Origin of the sequence: Streptomyces narbonensis (assembly GCF_014649015.1) — a bacterium.
Lineage (GTDB): Bacteria > Actinomycetota > Actinomycetes > Streptomycetales > Streptomycetaceae > Streptomyces > Streptomyces narbonensis.
On sequence record NZ_BMSF01000003.1, the window covers coordinates 472,474 to 487,182 of the forward strand.

Consider the following 14,709-nt stretch of genomic DNA (forward strand, 5'->3'; position numbering starts at 1 on the left):
TGTCACACCAGGGCCCGGTTCTGCCCGCGATCAGCTCGCGGTCTTGAAGACCGCCACCGTCCGGGCCGGGACCGTGAAGGTGCCCGAACCGGCCTCGTAGGAGGCGGACTTCACCACGGCGTCCGAGCCGTTCGCCTGGACGGGGTGGAGGGCGTAGCCCTTGCCCGCCAGGTCGGCGACCTTCTGCTCGGTGCTCCGCGGGGTCGCGTTGAGGACGACGACCAGGTCGCCGAGGCGCATGGTGATGACGCCGGGGGTCTCGTCACGGCCGGAGAGCGGGAAGGTCAGGGCGTCCTGCACCTGGCCCGAGGTGGCCAGTGAGAACACCGGCTCGGTGGTACGGATCTTCTGCAGGTCGCGGTAGGCGGCGGAGGCGCCGTCGATCTGCTCGCAGCCGACCGTGAGGGCCTGGTTGACCAGGAGCGGCTTTCCGTAGCCCCACTTGGCCTTGTTGTCGGGGGCCGGGGGCAGGCCGCGGCCGAAGCCGTTGCCGTCGCGGCAGTCCCAGTGGATCGCGTTGAACCAGTCGCCGCTGTCGTAGGAGTTGCGGTCCAGGGACTTGGAGCGCAACAGGTCCGAGCCGGCCTGGGAGAGCGCCGGGCCCTGCGAGAGGGTCGCGGTCGCCATGGCGAGGACCTGTGCCCTGGCCCGGTCGGCCGGGGAGGTGCCCGCCGGGAGCTTGAAGGCCAGCGCGTCGTACAGGCTCTCGTTGTCGTGGGCGTCGGCGTAGGCGAGGGCGTCGCCCGGGGCGGCCGCGTAGCCGGCGGGGGCGCCGTTGTAGTCGACCTCGGAGCCCTTGACCGTGCGACCCGAGGTGTCGGTGAAGGTGTAAGAGGCGAGGTTGCCGGTCAGGCCGACCTTGATCAGGTCCTGGTAGTGGAGCAGCCGGGCCTTCTGCTGCTCCGGGGTGCCGTTGGCGGTGGAGGAGTTGGGGTCGGTGAAGAGGCCGGAGGCGAAGCCCTGGACGCCCGGGTCCTCGTCGAAGGGTCCGCCGCCGCGGACGGCGTCGCGGGCGCGGTCGGAGAAGGTCGCGATGCCCGTGCCGGCCATGTTCTTCTGGGTGGCCTGGACGAAACGGGAGTCGTCGGCGATCTCGCCGAAGTTCCAGCCCTCGCCGTAGAGGACGATCGACTTTCCGTCGACGCCGTCCTTGGCGACGGTCAGCTCGTCGAGGGCCTTGCGGACGGCCAGGATGTTGGCCTTGGGGTGGTGGCCCATGAGGTCGAAGCGGAAACCGTCGACCTTGTAGTCCTTGGCCCAGGTGACGACCGAGTCGACGACGAGCTTGCCCATCATGGCGTTCTCGGGCGCGGTGTTGGCGCAGCAGGTGGAGGTGGCGACGGAGCCGTCGGCCTGGAGCCGCTGGTAGTAGCCGGGCACGATCTTGTCGAGGACGGACTTGTCGGACTGTCCGGCGGCGACGGTGTGGTTGTAGACGACGTCCATGACCGTGCGCAGTCCGTTGCCGTTGAGGGCCTGGACCATCTGCCGGAACTCGACCGTGCGGCGGGTGCCTTCGGGGTCGGTGGCGTAGGAGCCCTCGGGGACGGTGTAGTGCAGCGGGTCGTAGCCCCAGTTGTAGGCGTCCTTGGCCGCGGCGGCGGCGACGCAGGCCTGCTGCTCCTCGGAGTCGGGGGCGTAGACCGTGAGGTCGCAGGCGGGTGCGGTCTGTCCGGACTTCTTCTCGGGGATGGTGCCGATGTCGAAGGCCGGGAGCAGGTGGACGTAGGAGGTGCCGGAGGCGGCGAGCGCCTTGAGGTGCCGGGTGCCCTTGCTGTCCGGGTCGGTGAAGGCCAGGTAGGTGCCCTGGTGGTCGGCCTTCGCCGTGGGGTCCGCGATCGAGAAGTCGCGGATGTGGAGCTCCTGGATCTGGGCGTCGCGCAGCGGTACCGCGGTCGGCTTCTTCAGGCCGCGCCAGCCGGCCGGGGCGAGCTTCGGGTCGGTGAGGTCGACGGCGAGGCTGCGGGCGGAGTCGGTGGTGAGGGCGGTGGAGTAGGGGTCGGTGACCTTGTTCTCCACGATCTTCTGGACGGTGGGCGCCCAGACCTTCACGACGTAGCGGTACGGCTTGCCGGTCCAGGACTTGGGGCCGGTGACGGACCAGACGCCGGAGGTGTCGTCGCGCCGCATGGGCACGGTCCGGCCGTCGAGTTCGAGGGCGACGGACTGTGCGGTGGGGGCCCAGAGCGCGAGGGTGGGGCGGCCCTGGCGGAAGACGGGGCCGAGGGCGGCGCCGGTGGCCTTCTGGGCGTACAGGTCGTCGAGGACGCCGGCCGTCTGGACGCCGGTGGCGGCGAGCAGGGCGCCGTTGGCGGCGCGCTGGGTGGCGATGAGCTGGCCGCGCAGCGAGTCGCGGACGCGGTCGGCGTCGCGCGCGTCGAGGGTGAAGGCCGGGTAGTCCTTGAGGTGCGGGTACTTCGCCTTCTGGGCGTCGGTGAGGGCGGCCTGGTTGAGCCGGAGCCACTGGCCCTCGGCGCTGAGGGCCCCGTCGGTGACGGTGAGCCCGCCGTTCTTCGCGTACACCAGCTGCTGGCTGGTGGCGTCGGTGGCCTTCACCTTCCAGACGACGGTGTTCCGGTCGATCCACTGGGCCTCGGCCTTGCCGAGGTCGAGGTTCGGGGCGCCGCCGACGGTCGGGAGGAGGTACTTCTGCTGTCCGGAGAGCGCCCAGATCTCGTGGCCGTAGGTGGCGAGGTCGAGGGACTGGTCGGTGGGCAGGTCCTTCTCGTCGCCCTTGTGGAGGATGTACGAGAGGGAGGTCGCGCCCTCGGTGAGCGGCACCTCGTAGACGGCGCCGTACGCGTCGACGCGGACCGGCATGAGGGGCTTGGACCAGTCGGTGGGCTGGGCGGCGCCGGTCCAGGTGTGGAGGCCCCAGCCGTCGTAGTTCCCGTCGGGCCGCTGGTAGTGGATGACGGCCTTGGTCTTGTCCTGCGGGGCGGGGGCCGGGTTCGTGTCGGACTGGCCGTCCTGGCCCTGCGTGATCCAGACCTCGCCGGTGCGGCCGAGGGTGATGCTCCGCTGCGGGCCGTCGGCGGCGCCGTCCTTCTCGACGGTGTAGGCGAGGGTGGAGGCGCCTTCGGGGACCTTGACCCAGGCGAAGGCGCCGTGGGCGTCACGGCCGGTGAACGCGGCCTCCTGGCCGGCGGCCTTCAGCTGCCAGCCGGCGTAGTTCCCGTCCTCGCGCTTGTAGTGGACGACGGCGTACGTGCGCTCGACGGCGACCGGCTTCTCGGGTGCGGGGACCTGTCCGGCGGTGGTGGTGGCGGTGGCGCTCGCGGTGCGGCCGGCGGAGTCGACGGCGACGGCCTTGTAGCGCAGTGCCGTGCCGGCGGCGGCGGTCACGTGCTGGGTGACCTTGTAGGGGGCGTGGTCGGCGGTGCCGAGGACCTGCCAGGGGCCGTTGCCGGTCTGGGCGGCGAAGACGACGCGGTTGAGGCCGCCGCCGGTGACGTCGGCGGTGAGCTCGACGGTGCCGGTGGCGCCGGCGGCCGGGGCCTTCAGGGAGACGACGGGCTTCGCGGCCGGGGCCGGGAGCGGGGCGTCGGCCCTGAGGACGAGCGAGGAGAGCGCCGGGACGGTGACGGTGACCTTGCCGTCCTTCGTGGTGACGGCGCCCTGACCCCCGTACAGGGCACGGAAGTTCGCGGATTCGACCGGGACGGTGACGGTCTTGTCGGTGGTGGCGCTGTTGGTGGCGACGAGGTACTCGGTCCGCGTCTTGGCGTCCGTACGGGAGAAGGCGTAGACGGAGCCCTCGGCGAGCCGCTCCTGCTGGATGCCGTCGCGGAGGGCCGGGTGGGCCTTGGTCAGGCGGGAGAGTTCGGCGACGGACGTGTAGACGGGGTGCTTGGTGTCGTACGCGTCGGTGGCGTGGGTGCGGTCGGTGCCGAGCTGGTCGTCGTCGAGGTAGTCGGCGGCCTGGGCGGCGAAGAGGGGCTGGCGGGCGTCCTTGTCGCCGCCGGCGCCGGTGAAGCCCTGCTCGTCGCCGGAGTAGATCACCGGGTTGCCGCGGGACAGGAACATCAGCTCGTTGGCGAGCCGGGCCCGGCGGAGGAGTTCGGCGTCGGAGGCGTGGGGGTTGTCCTGCTTGAGGAAGGTGCCGATGCGGCCCATGTCGTGGTTGCCGAGGAAGGTCACCTGCTCGTAGGCGTTGGCCTTGTCGGTGGTGTAGCGGTAGTCCTCGGCGAAGACCTTCGCGAGGCGGTCGGCGCCGGCGCCCTGGGAAGCGAAGGCGCGGGCCGCGTCCTGGAAGGGGAAGTCGAGGGTGGCGTCGAGCCGGCCCCGGGTGACGTACGGGGAGGTGACGGTGGTGTCGGCGGAGTAGACCTCGCCGAACATGAAGAAGTCCTCGCGACCGCGCTTCTTCGCGTACGCGTCGAGGGCGGTGGCCCACTCGGTCCAGAAGTCCAGGTCGACGTGTTTGACGGTGTCGATGCGGAAGCCGTCGATCTTGAAGTCGCGGACCCACTTCTCGTAGATCCTCTTCATGCCCTCGACGACCTCGGGGCGCTCGGTCCACAGGTCGTCGAGTCCGACGAAGTCGCCGTACTCGGCGGACTCGCCGGCCCAGGTGGAGTCGCCGCGGTTGTGGTACATCGTGGGGTCGTTGAGCCAGGACGGGACCTTGGTGTTCGCCTTCTCGACCGGGGTGTACGGGAACGAGTCCGCGTCCACCTTGCCGATGGCGGCCCGGTCGTCGAAGGGGCGGCCGTCCTTGTCGAGGTACGGGTAGGCGCCCTTGGGTCGGTAGCCGTACTTCTTCTCGGCGTAGTCGACGGTGTCGGCGGTGTGGTTGGTGATGACGTCGAAGAAGACCTTCATGCCCTTGGCGTGGGCGGCGGCGATCAGCCTCTCCAGGTCCTCGTTGGTCCCGAAGTGCGGGTCGACCTGGGTGAAGTCGGTGATCCAGTAGCCGTGGTAGCCGGCGGAGGCGTCCTTCCCCTCGCCCTGCACGGGCCGGTTCTTGAAGATCGGGGCCATCCAGATGGCGGTGGTCCCGAGGCCCTTGATGTAGTCGAGCCGCTGGGTGAGGCCCTTGAGGTCGCCGCCCTGGTAGAAGCCCTTGTCGGCCGGGTCGAAGCCGGTCCGGGTGCGGCTGCCGGTGAGGCCGCCGCGGTCGTTGGAGGTGTCGCCGTTGGCGAACCGGTCCGGCAGGACGAAGTAGAACTGCTCGCGGGTGAGGTCCTGACGGGCGGGCTGGGCCGCGAGCGTCCGGTCGGAGGGCGGGGCGGGGGGCCGGGGCGCGGCGGCCGCGGGGACGGCGGGCACGAGGGCCGCGCACAGGGCGGCGGCGAGCGCGACCGCCGTTCTCTTCGGTGTCACGGAGGTGCTCCCTGGAGGAGGGACGGGGGTACGGGTGGGAGGGCCGCCCCGGGTGAGGGGGGCGGCCCTACGGAAGGCGGGGGGTCAGCTGCGGAACGTGTCGTTCAGGACGAGCTGGCCCGAGGCGGGGACGGTCGCGGTGCGGTTGGCGCCGGACTCCCAGGTGACGTTTCCGGCGGCGTCCTTGCGGATGTACTTGTACTCGAAGGAGGTTCCGGCGGGCAGGCCGACGGTCAGCTTCCAGACGGGGTACGTGGCCGGGTCGAGCTTGAGGGCGGAGGCCGGGGCCCAGTTGCCGAGCTCGGCGCGGTTGCCGGTGACGTAGATGTTCTGGCCGACCGCGGTGGTGGCGGTGACGTTGAAGGAGGCGCCCGAGGTGGCGGGCGGCGTGGTGGGCGGCGTGGTCGGGGTCGTACCGCCGCAGTTCATGGCGTTCACGTGCAGGGCCACGGCCGTGTTGGCGGCGACGGTGGCCGTGAACTGGCCGGAGGCGTTGACCGTCACGGCGGTGTTCGACTGGACGTCGCAGTAGGAGCCGGCGGGCAGCGAGGTCTGGAAGGTGCGGGTGAGCGCCGAGGTCTCGTGGTTGATGGCCACGTAGGCCTTGGTGCCGCGGCCGAACGCGATGGCGTTGTTGCCGTTGTCCCACCAGCCGGTGACGGACTGGCCGCGGGCCGCGTTGCGGAAGCCGACCATGGAGGAGATCTCGCGCCAGGCGTGCTGGCACTTCCAGCCGTCGGTGTAGCAGGCGTTGACCTGGCCGTTGTTGGGCGGTCCGGCGTCCTTGTCGGTCCACTCGTAGCCGGAGTGGACGTCCGGGGAGCCGTAGGGCCAGGCGAGCATGAAGACGGAGGCGAGGGTGTAGTTCGCGCCGTCCTTGTAGGACAGGGTGTCGCCGCCGCGCTCGGTGTCGTGGTTGTCGACGAAGACGCCGGACTGGCCGGAGGGCATGTGGCCCCAGGCCTCGCCGAAGTTCTTCAGGTAGGAGAGCTTCTCGCCCTGGAGGACGCGCTTGAGGTCGCGGGCGTAGCGGAACTCCTGGACGTCTCCGGTGCCGAGGTACTCGCTCGGGGAGACGGCCTCGCCGGCGCCGTGGATGGCCTCCAGCTTCCAGAAGACGTTCGGGTTCGTCAGCCGGGACTTGATGTTCGCGAGGTCGGCGGCCGGCATGTGCTTGGCGGCGTCGATCCGGAAGCCGTCGACGCCCAGCGACGCCAGGTCGTTGAGGTAGCCGGCTATCTTCCCGCGGACGTGGTCCTCGCCCGTGTCGAGGTCCGGCAGCTGCACGAGCTCGCAGTTCTGGACGTTGGCGCGATCCTGGTAGTTGGAGATCGTGGCGCGGCAGTCGTCCATGTCGGAGCCGGAGTAGAGGCCCGGGTAGTCGTACTTGGAGAACGAGGTCCCGCCCGTTCCCGTGCCGGAGCCGTTCGCCATGTGGTTGATGACGGAGTCGGCCACGACCTTGACGCCGGCCGCGTGGCAGGTGTCGATCATGTTCTTGAAGGCGGTACGGTCGCCGAGACGTCCGGCGATCTTGTAGCTGACCGGCTGGTACGAGGTCCACCACTGGCCGCCCTGGAGGTGCTCCTGGGGCGGGGAGACCTGGACGTATCCGTATCCGGCGGGGCCGAGGCGGTCGGTGCACTCCCGGGCCACCGAGGCGAAGTTCCACTCGAACATCACCGCGGTGACGTCCTTCTCGCCGGGCGGGACGGCCTGCGCCGGGGCGTTGCCCGTGACGGCCACAGCGGCTCCCGCCACAAGGGCGAGTGCAGCTGCCACGGTCTTTCTGGCCATGATTCCTCCTGCTGACTTCACTGTCGCAAGAAGTTGCTGAAAATGTCAGCAACTGTTTTCAGCCGTGACCGTACGAGTGCCCCGACGCCCGGTCAACCCTCCGGACGCCCCCGCGGACCCCACAACGCAAGTTGTTACGAAAGGACTTGCGGCGCCCTGCCGGGCGGCTGCGCGGTCGAGCCGCGGACCACCAGCTCCGGCTGGAAGACGAACTCCGTGCGCTGCACGGGGTTTCCCTCGATCTCCTCCAGGAGCGCGCCGACCGCCGCCGTCGCCATCGCCTGCACCGGCTGGCGCACGGTGGACAGCGGCGGGCTCGTGAAGGCGATGAGCGGCGAGTCGTCGAAGCCGACGACGGAGACGTCCCCGGGCACGTCGAGGCCCTTGGCGCGGACCGCGCGGATGACGCCGAGCGCCATCAGGTCGGAGCCGCAGACGATGCCGGTGCAGCCCTCGCGGAGCAGGATGTCGGCCGCGGCGTGCCCGCCCTCGACGCCGAACAGCGTGGGCCTGATGAAACGTTCGGCCTCGGCCCGCTCGATGCCGAGGAGCTCGTACAGCTCGGCGGTGAAGCCCTCGGCCTTGCGGCGCGAGGGCACGTACCGGGTGGGGCCGATGGCGAGCCCGATCCGCTCGTGGCCCAGCTCGACCAGGTGCCGCACGGCGATGCGGGCGGCGGCCCGGTCGTCCGGGGAGACGAAGTTGGCGTCGATGTGCTCGTTGTAGCCGTTGATGAGGACGTACGGCACGCCCCGGTCGCTCAGCCGGGCGTACCGCGCGGGGTCGGCGGAGGCGTCCGCGTGCAGCCCGGAGAGGAAGACGATGCCGGCCACCCCGCGCTCCACGAGCTGGTCGACGAGCTCGTCCTCGGTGGCGCCGCCGGGCATCTGCGTGCAGAGCACCGGGGTGTAGCCGTGGCCGGCGAGGACCTGCTCGACGACCTGTGCGAACGCCGGGAAGATCGGGTTGGTCAGCTCGGGCACGACGAGCCCGACGAGGCCCGCGCTGCGGCGTTTGAGCCGTACGGGGCGCTCGTAGCCGAGCACGTCGAGCGCGGCGAGCACCTTGTGCCGGGTCGCTCCGGCCACCCCCGCCTTGCCGTTGAGGACGCGGCTGACGGTGGCCTCGCTGACGCCGGACTGGGCCGCGATGTCCGCGAGCCGCGGGCCGCCGTTTCCGGCGCCCCGCGGCAGGGGGATCGTCACACCGCCCACCAGACGGTGGTGTCGGCGGGAATCTCCACCGTGTCCTCGTCGTCGACGGCGACGACGCGGATCTCCTCGTTGGAAAGGAGGAACCGGCCGGGCAGCGGGACGGAGATGGCCCGGCCGGTGGTGTTGGCGGTGCAGACGAAGCCGTCGCGGCGGAAGGAGAGCACACCCTCGGGTGCCTCCAGCCACTCGACGGCCTCGCCCGCACCGAGTTCGGGACGCTCACGGCGCACGGCGAGCGCGCTGCGGTAGAGCTCCAGGGTGGAGCCGGGGTCGCCGGTCTGCGCCTCGACGCTCAGCGCGCCCCAGGTCGCGGGCTGCGGCAGCCAGGAGCCGCCGTCGCCGAAGCCGTACGAGGAGCCCTCGGCGGTCCACGGGATCGGCACGCGGCAGCCGTCGCGGAAGCCGTCCTGGCCGCTGGCCCGCCAGAAGGACGGGTCCTGGCGGACCTCGTCGGGCAGGTCGGTGACGTCCGGCAGGCCGAGCTCCTCGCCCTGGTAGACGTAGGCCGAGCCGGGCAGCGCCAGCATCAGCAGGGTCGCGGCGCGGGCCCGGCGCAGGCCGAGCTCGCGGTCGCCGGCCTCGCGGAGCTGGGTGCCGAGGCCCGCCGGGTTGGCGAAGCGGGTGGCGTGCCGGGTGACGTCGTGGTTGGAGAGCACCCAGGTGGTGGGGGCGCCGACCGGGCGCATCGCGTCGAGCGAGGCGTCGATGACCGAGCGGAGCTCCGCCGCGTCCCAGTGGGTGCCCAGGTACTGGAAGTTGAAGGCCTGGTGCATCTCGTCGGGGCGCACGTAGTTCGCGGTGCGGTCGACGGTCGGGGTCCAGGCCTCGGCGACGAGGATGCGCTCCCCGTCGTACTCGGCGAGGATCTGCCGCCAGGTGCGGTAGATCTCGTGGACGCCGTCCTGGTCGAAGAAGGGCATGACGTCGTTGCCGAGCAGCTTCAGCTGGTCGTGGGCGCCGATGTCGGGCAGCCCGGAGGCCTTGACGAGGCCGTGGGCGACGTCGACGCGGAAGCCGTCGACGCCCATGTCGAGCCAGAAGCGCAGGATGGAGCGGAACTCGTCGCGTACGGCCGGGTGTTCCCAGTTGAAGTCGGGCTGCTCCGGGGCGAAGAGGTGGAGGTACCACTCGCCGGGGGTGCCGTCGGGGTTCTCCGTACGGGTCCAGGCGGGGCCGCCGAAGATGGACTCCCAGTCGTTGGGCGGCAGTTCGCCGCTCTCGCCCTTGCCGGGGCGGAAGTGGTAGCGCTCGCGCAGCGGCGACTCGGGGCCCTCGCGCAGCGCCCGCTGGAACCACTCGTGCTGGTCCGAGGAGTGGTTCGGGACGAGGTCGACGATGATCCGGAGCCCCAGGTCGTGGGCCTCGCGGATCAGGGCGTCGGCGTCGAGGAGGGAGCCGAACATCGGGTCGATGGCCCGGTAGTCGGCGACGTCGTACCCGGCGTCGGCCTGCGGCGACGCGTAGAACGGGGAGAGCCAGACGGCGTCGACGCCGAGGTCCCTGAGGTACGGCAGCCGGCTGCGGACACCCTCCAGGTCGCCCATGCCGTCGCCGTTGCCGTCGGCGAAGCTGCGCGGGTAGACCTGGTAGATCACCGCTTCTCTCCACCAGCCCGTGTGCGTGCCGGTGGTGGGGGCGTCGGCCGGGGTGGCGAGATGCTGGGTCATGTCTTCCCTGTGAGGTAAGGAGGGGCGTACAGAGGCGGTGATCGGGCTGGGCACGCCCTAGCCCTTGACGGCGCCGGCGGACATGCCGGTGACGAGGTGCCGCTGGGCGAAGAGGAACACCAGGGCCGCGGGGACGGCGATGAGCACGGAGGCCGCGGCCATCGGGCCCCACTGGGCGCCGTACTGGTTGACGAACTTCTGGAGTCCGCCGGCGAGCGTGAGGTTCTCGTCGCCGACCATGAACGCGGAGGCGTAGGCGACCTCGCCCCAGGCGGTGATGAAGGAGTAGAACGCGGTCACCGCGATGCCCGGCTTGGCGAGCGGCAGGATGAGCCGCCAGAAGGTGCCGAAGGGGGTGAGTCCGTCGACGTAGCCGGACTCGTCTATCTCGCGCGGGATGGTGTCGAAGAAGCCCTTCATCATCCAGGCGCAGAACGGGACGGCGATGGTCAGGTACGTGATGACCAGGCCGGCCGGCTGGTTGAGCAGGCCCATCGACGACATGATGTTGTAGATCGGCACGATGAGGACGGCGACCGGGAACATCTGCGTGATGAGCAGGGTCCACATGAGTCCGCGCTTGCCGGGGAAGCGGAAGCGGCTGACCGCGTAGCCCGTGGTGGCGGAGATGAAGACGCCGACGACGGTGGTGAGCGCGGCGACGAGCAGCGAGTTGCCGAACCAGGTGAGGAACGGGGTGTCCCTCAGGAGGTTCGTGTAGTTCTCGAGCGTCGTCTCCTTGAAGAAGTCCGTCGTGATCGCGAACTCGGCGGGCTTCAGGGACGTCAGGAGCACCCACAGCACCGGGAAGACGGCGATCACGGAGGCCACGATCAGCGTGAGGTGCAGGGCGACCGATGCCAGGGGCGAGCGGCGGCCTCGGACCGGGGTGTTGGCCCGGTGGGTGGGGGTCGTGGTGGTCACCAGACTTCTCCCTGCTTGCGGAGGACTCGCCGGTAGACCGCGGCGAAGAGCATCAGGAGGACCAGGATCAGGACGCCCCAGGTGGACGACTGGGCGAAGTCCCGCGGGCTGACCTCGAAGGAGAACTTGTACGCCTGGGTGACGAGGATCTGGGTGGCCTCGCCGGGACCGCCCCGGGTGAGCAGGAAGATCACCGGGAACATGTTGAAGGTCCAGATGGTGGAGAGCAGGATCACCGTCGTCGACACCGAGCGGAGCCCGGGCATGGTGATGTGCCGGAAACGCTGCCATGCGTTGGCACCGTCCATCTCGGCGGCCTCGTACATCTCGCCCGGGATGGACTGGAGCCCACCGAGGAGGGCGACCATCATGAACGGGACGCCGAGCCAGACGTTGACGAGGATGACCGAGAACTTGGCCCAGGTCGGGTCGTTCAGCCACGGGACGGCGTCGATGCCGCCGCCCGCGAGGAGCTTGTTGAGCAGGCCGTTGTCCTGGTTGTAGAGGAAGCGCCAGGCGAAGACGGAGACGAAGCCGGGCACGGCCCAGGGCAGGATCAGCAGCAGGCGGTACGCGGAGCGGCCGGCGATCTTGCGGTTGAGGATGTTGGCGAGCGCGAGACCGAGGGCGAAGGTCAGCGCGACACACGACACCGTCCACACCAGCGTCCAGCCCAGGGTGGCGAGGAACTGGTTGCCCGTCAGCGCCTCGGTGTAGTTGTCCAGGCCGACGAACTCGTAGGTGGCCGGGATCTCGTTGACACCGATCGACCGTGCGACGTTGCGCTCGTTGGCGTCCGTCAGCGACAGGTAGATGCCGCGGATCAGGGGGTAGCCGATGATCACGGCGATCACCAGGATCACCGGGGCGACCATCGCCCAGGCGTACCAGTGGGTGGAGAGTGAGCGCTTCGCCGCGCCCCGCGGCTTACCAGTCCCGCGGCTCCGGCCGCGGGCGACACTGTCGCCCGCGGCCTTCGCCACCGACTGGCTGGGGGTGTCCACAGCCATCAGCCGGCCTGCCTTCCTTCCTCTTCCTGCGTCTTTCCTGCGTTTCCCTGCTACTTCCAGTCCTTCAGGAGCTTGCGGTAGGCGTCACCCGTCGCCTTGGCGCCCGCGTCCGGGGAGGTCTGGCCGGTGAGGACCTTGGTGTACTCGGTGACGAGCGGCGCGAAGAGGCTGCCGGTCTCCGGGATCCAGGGGCGCTCGACGGCCTTCTCGACGACCGGCTTGAAGAAGCCGATCATCTCGTTGGTCGCGACGTCCGGCTTGATGTAGACGGACTCACGGGTCGGGAGCAGGCTGAGCTCCTTGGCGACGGTGGCCTGGGTCTCGACCGAGGTCATGTACTCGGCGAAGGCGTAGGACGCGTCGAGGTTCTTGGAGCCCGCGTAGACGGCGAGGTTGTGACCACCCTGCGGGGCGCCCTGGCCGGCGGAGCCGGCCGGGACCGGGGCGATGCCCAGGTTGGTCTTGTCCTTGAACTCCTTGCCGGCGTAGGTGTCGGCGACGGCCCACGGGCCGTTGATCATCATGGCGACCTTGCCGTCCTTGAAGGCCGTCTGCATGTTGTTCCAGCCGTCGGTGGCGTCGGTCTTGGCGGCGCCGGAGTCGACCAGGTCCTTGACGACCTTGAAGCCCTTCACGCCGGCCGCGTTGTCGACGGTGACCGTCTTCTTCTCGGCGTCGACGAGGTCGCCGCCCTCGCCGTAGAGGAAGGAGAGGAACCAGTAGGCGTCGTCGCCGCGCAGGTAGAGGCCGGGCTTGCCGGTCTTCTGCTTGATCTTGGCGGAGGCGGTCTTCAGCTCGGCGATCGTCTTGGGGACCTCGACGCCGGCCTCCTTGAAGATCTTCTTGTTGTAGAAGATGCCCATGGAGTCGATGACCTGCGGGACGCCGTAGGTCTTGCCCTTGTACTGGGTCGAGGCGGCGGCCTGCTTGAGGAAGTCCTCGGAGTTCTTGAGGGCCGGGGTGCCGTCCAGCGGGGCGAGGTAGCCGAGGTCCGCGAACTCGGGGGTCCAGGCGACCTCGGAGCGGATGACGTCGGGCGCGCCGGAGCCGGACTGGGCCGCGTTCTTGAACTTGTTCTGCGCCTCACCGAAGGGCACGTTCACATACTTGACGGTGACCTTGGGGTGCTTCTTCTTGAAGTCCTCGGCGACCTTCTTGAAGACCTTGTCCTCGGAGCCGACCGTGGACGTGTCCCACCAGGTCACGGTGCCGGAAAGCTCGCCGGAGCTCTTCGAGCCGCCGTCGTTCGAACCGCTGTCACTACCGCACGCCGCCAGGGTCACGCCCAGGGCTGCGACCAGCGCGGTGGCCGCTATGCCACGCCGCATGTGAACTCCTTCAGTGATCCCGGGGAGACGAGGGGCTGGAACCTTCCTCATGCGACCGCTCCCTCGCGGCGCTCCGGGTTGGCAGGAACGTAACAGGGATGAAAACGAGCCGAAAGAGCTTGCGTGAAATTTCTGCAAGACCCGGGGATCGTTACATCCGCGTGTCCCTAAGGTGTCCGAAGGGCCTGTTGACAGTGCCCGGAGCGGGCCACTTCCGGACAGAACGACCTCAGGAGTGCTCAGCCGCCCCACACGGCTCCCCTCGCAAGCTCTGCAAGACCTTGCGAAATCGAGCGGAATCTCATGGAAGCTCGCCGAATCCGCTCCTACGGGCGTTCGGTGGGCAATACGCGCTGTGACCGGTACAGTCCATCCTCATGACCGCGCGGCTTGCCGACATCGCAACCCAGGCGGGGGTCAGTGAAGCCACAGTCAGCCGCGTGCTCAACGGCAAGCCCGGTGTGGCCACCGCCACCCGCGAATCCGTGCTTGCCGCACTGGACGTGCTCGGCTACGAGCGGCCCGTACGACTGCGTCAGCGCAGCGCCGGGCTCGTCGGCCTCATCACCCCCGAGCTGGACAACCCGATCTTCCCCGCGCTCGCGCAGGTCATCGGGCAGGCCCTGACCCGGCAGGGGTACACGCCGGTCCTCGCCACCCAGACCCCCGGCGGGTCCACGGAGGACGAGCTCACCGACATGCTGGTGGAGCGCGGTGTCGCCGGCATCATCTTCGTCTCCGGGCTGCACGCCGACACCACCGCCGACATGACGCGCTACGACCAGCTGCGCGGCAAGGGCGTCCCGTACGTCCTCCTCAACGGCTTCTCCCCCAAGGTCCAGGCGCCCTTCGTGTCGCCCGACGACCGGGCGGCGATGCGGCTCGCGGTGACGCACCTGGCCGCGCTCGGCCACACCCGGATCGGGCTCGCCGTCGGCCCCAAGCGGTTCGTCCCGGTGCTGCGCAAGATCGAGGGCTTCCAGAAGGGCATGGAGGAGCGGCTCGGCCTCGCCCCCGAGGAGTCCGAGGAGCTGATCCAGCACTCCCTCTACACCCTGGAGGGCGGCCAGGCGGCGGCCGGGGCGCTGATCTCCCGCGGCTGCACGGCGGTCGTGTGCGCGAGCGACATGATGGCGCTCGGCGCGATCCGGGCGGCCCGGCAGCAGGGGCTCGACGTCCCCCGGGACGTCTCCGTCGTCGGCTTCGACGACTCCCCCCTCATAGCCTTCACGGATCCGCCGCTGACCACCATCCGCCAGCCCGTGCAGGCGATGGGACAGGCCGCGGTCCGCGCGCTGCTCGAAGAGGTCGGGGGCACCCCGGCACCGCACTCCGAGTTCGTCTTCATGCCTGAGCTGGTCGTTCGCGGTTCGACCGCCTCGGCCCCGTCCCCCTCCTGACGGACACGCCTCAGGGCCGGGGTCATTCCTGAGAGGGACCGGGT

General features: G+C 70.1%; 8 protein-coding genes. 1 reads left to right on the forward strand and 7 read right to left on the reverse strand.

Going from position 1 to position 14,709, the window contains the following annotated elements; genetic code table 11:
* Positions 1–30 precede the first annotated feature (30 nt).
* The 7 genes from pulA to IE124_RS08180 form a co-directional block, all read right to left on the reverse strand.
* On the reverse strand, positions 31–5,325 hold the full coding sequence (gene pulA / locus IE124_RS08150; RefSeq protein ID WP_189506288.1) for a pullulanase-type alpha-1,6-glucosidase: 5,295 nt from the start codon (positions 5,323–5,325) through the stop codon (positions 31–33).
* 84 nt (positions 5,326–5,409) lie between these two features.
* Entirely contained in the window at positions 5,410–7,122 is a 1,713-nt protein-coding gene (locus IE124_RS08155) for a carbohydrate-binding module family 20 domain-containing protein (RefSeq protein WP_189506290.1), read from the reverse strand.
* A 134-nt stretch (positions 7,123–7,256) separates the two neighbouring features.
* Entirely contained in the window at positions 7,257–8,336 is a 1,080-nt protein-coding gene (locus tag IE124_RS08160) for a LacI family DNA-binding transcriptional regulator (RefSeq protein WP_189506292.1), read from the reverse strand.
* Positions 8,324–10,003 carry a glycoside hydrolase family 13 protein gene (locus IE124_RS08165; RefSeq protein WP_189506294.1) on the reverse strand — a complete coding sequence of 560 codons (1,680 nt, stop codon included), beginning with the start codon at positions 10,001–10,003 and terminating at the stop codon, positions 8,324–8,326. Before IE124_RS08165 ends, IE124_RS08160 begins: the two co-directional genes overlap by 13 nt.
* Before the next feature lie 57 nt (positions 10,004–10,060).
* Entirely contained in the window at positions 10,061–10,930 is an 870-nt protein-coding gene (locus IE124_RS08170) for a sugar ABC transporter permease (RefSeq protein ID WP_189506434.1), read from the reverse strand.
* The gene (locus IE124_RS08175) at positions 10,924–11,937 is read right to left on the reverse strand and encodes a carbohydrate ABC transporter permease (RefSeq protein WP_189506296.1); all 1,014 of its coding nucleotides are present in this window, start codon (positions 11,935–11,937) and stop codon (positions 10,924–10,926) included. Before IE124_RS08175 ends, IE124_RS08170 begins: the two co-directional genes overlap by 7 nt.
* Positions 11,938–11,987: 50 nt before the next feature.
* Entirely contained in the window at positions 11,988–13,265 is a 1,278-nt protein-coding gene (locus IE124_RS08180; RefSeq protein WP_189506297.1) for an extracellular solute-binding protein, read from the reverse strand.
* A 377-nt stretch (positions 13,266–13,642) separates the two neighbouring features.
* Between IE124_RS08180 and IE124_RS08185 the strand changes: the two genes are divergently transcribed.
* Positions 13,643–14,665 (forward strand): LacI family DNA-binding transcriptional regulator, encoded by a 1,023-nt coding sequence (locus tag IE124_RS08185; protein WP_189506299.1) that lies wholly within the window; start codon positions 13,643–13,645, stop codon positions 14,663–14,665.
* The last annotated feature ends 44 nt before the right edge of the window (positions 14,666–14,709 follow it).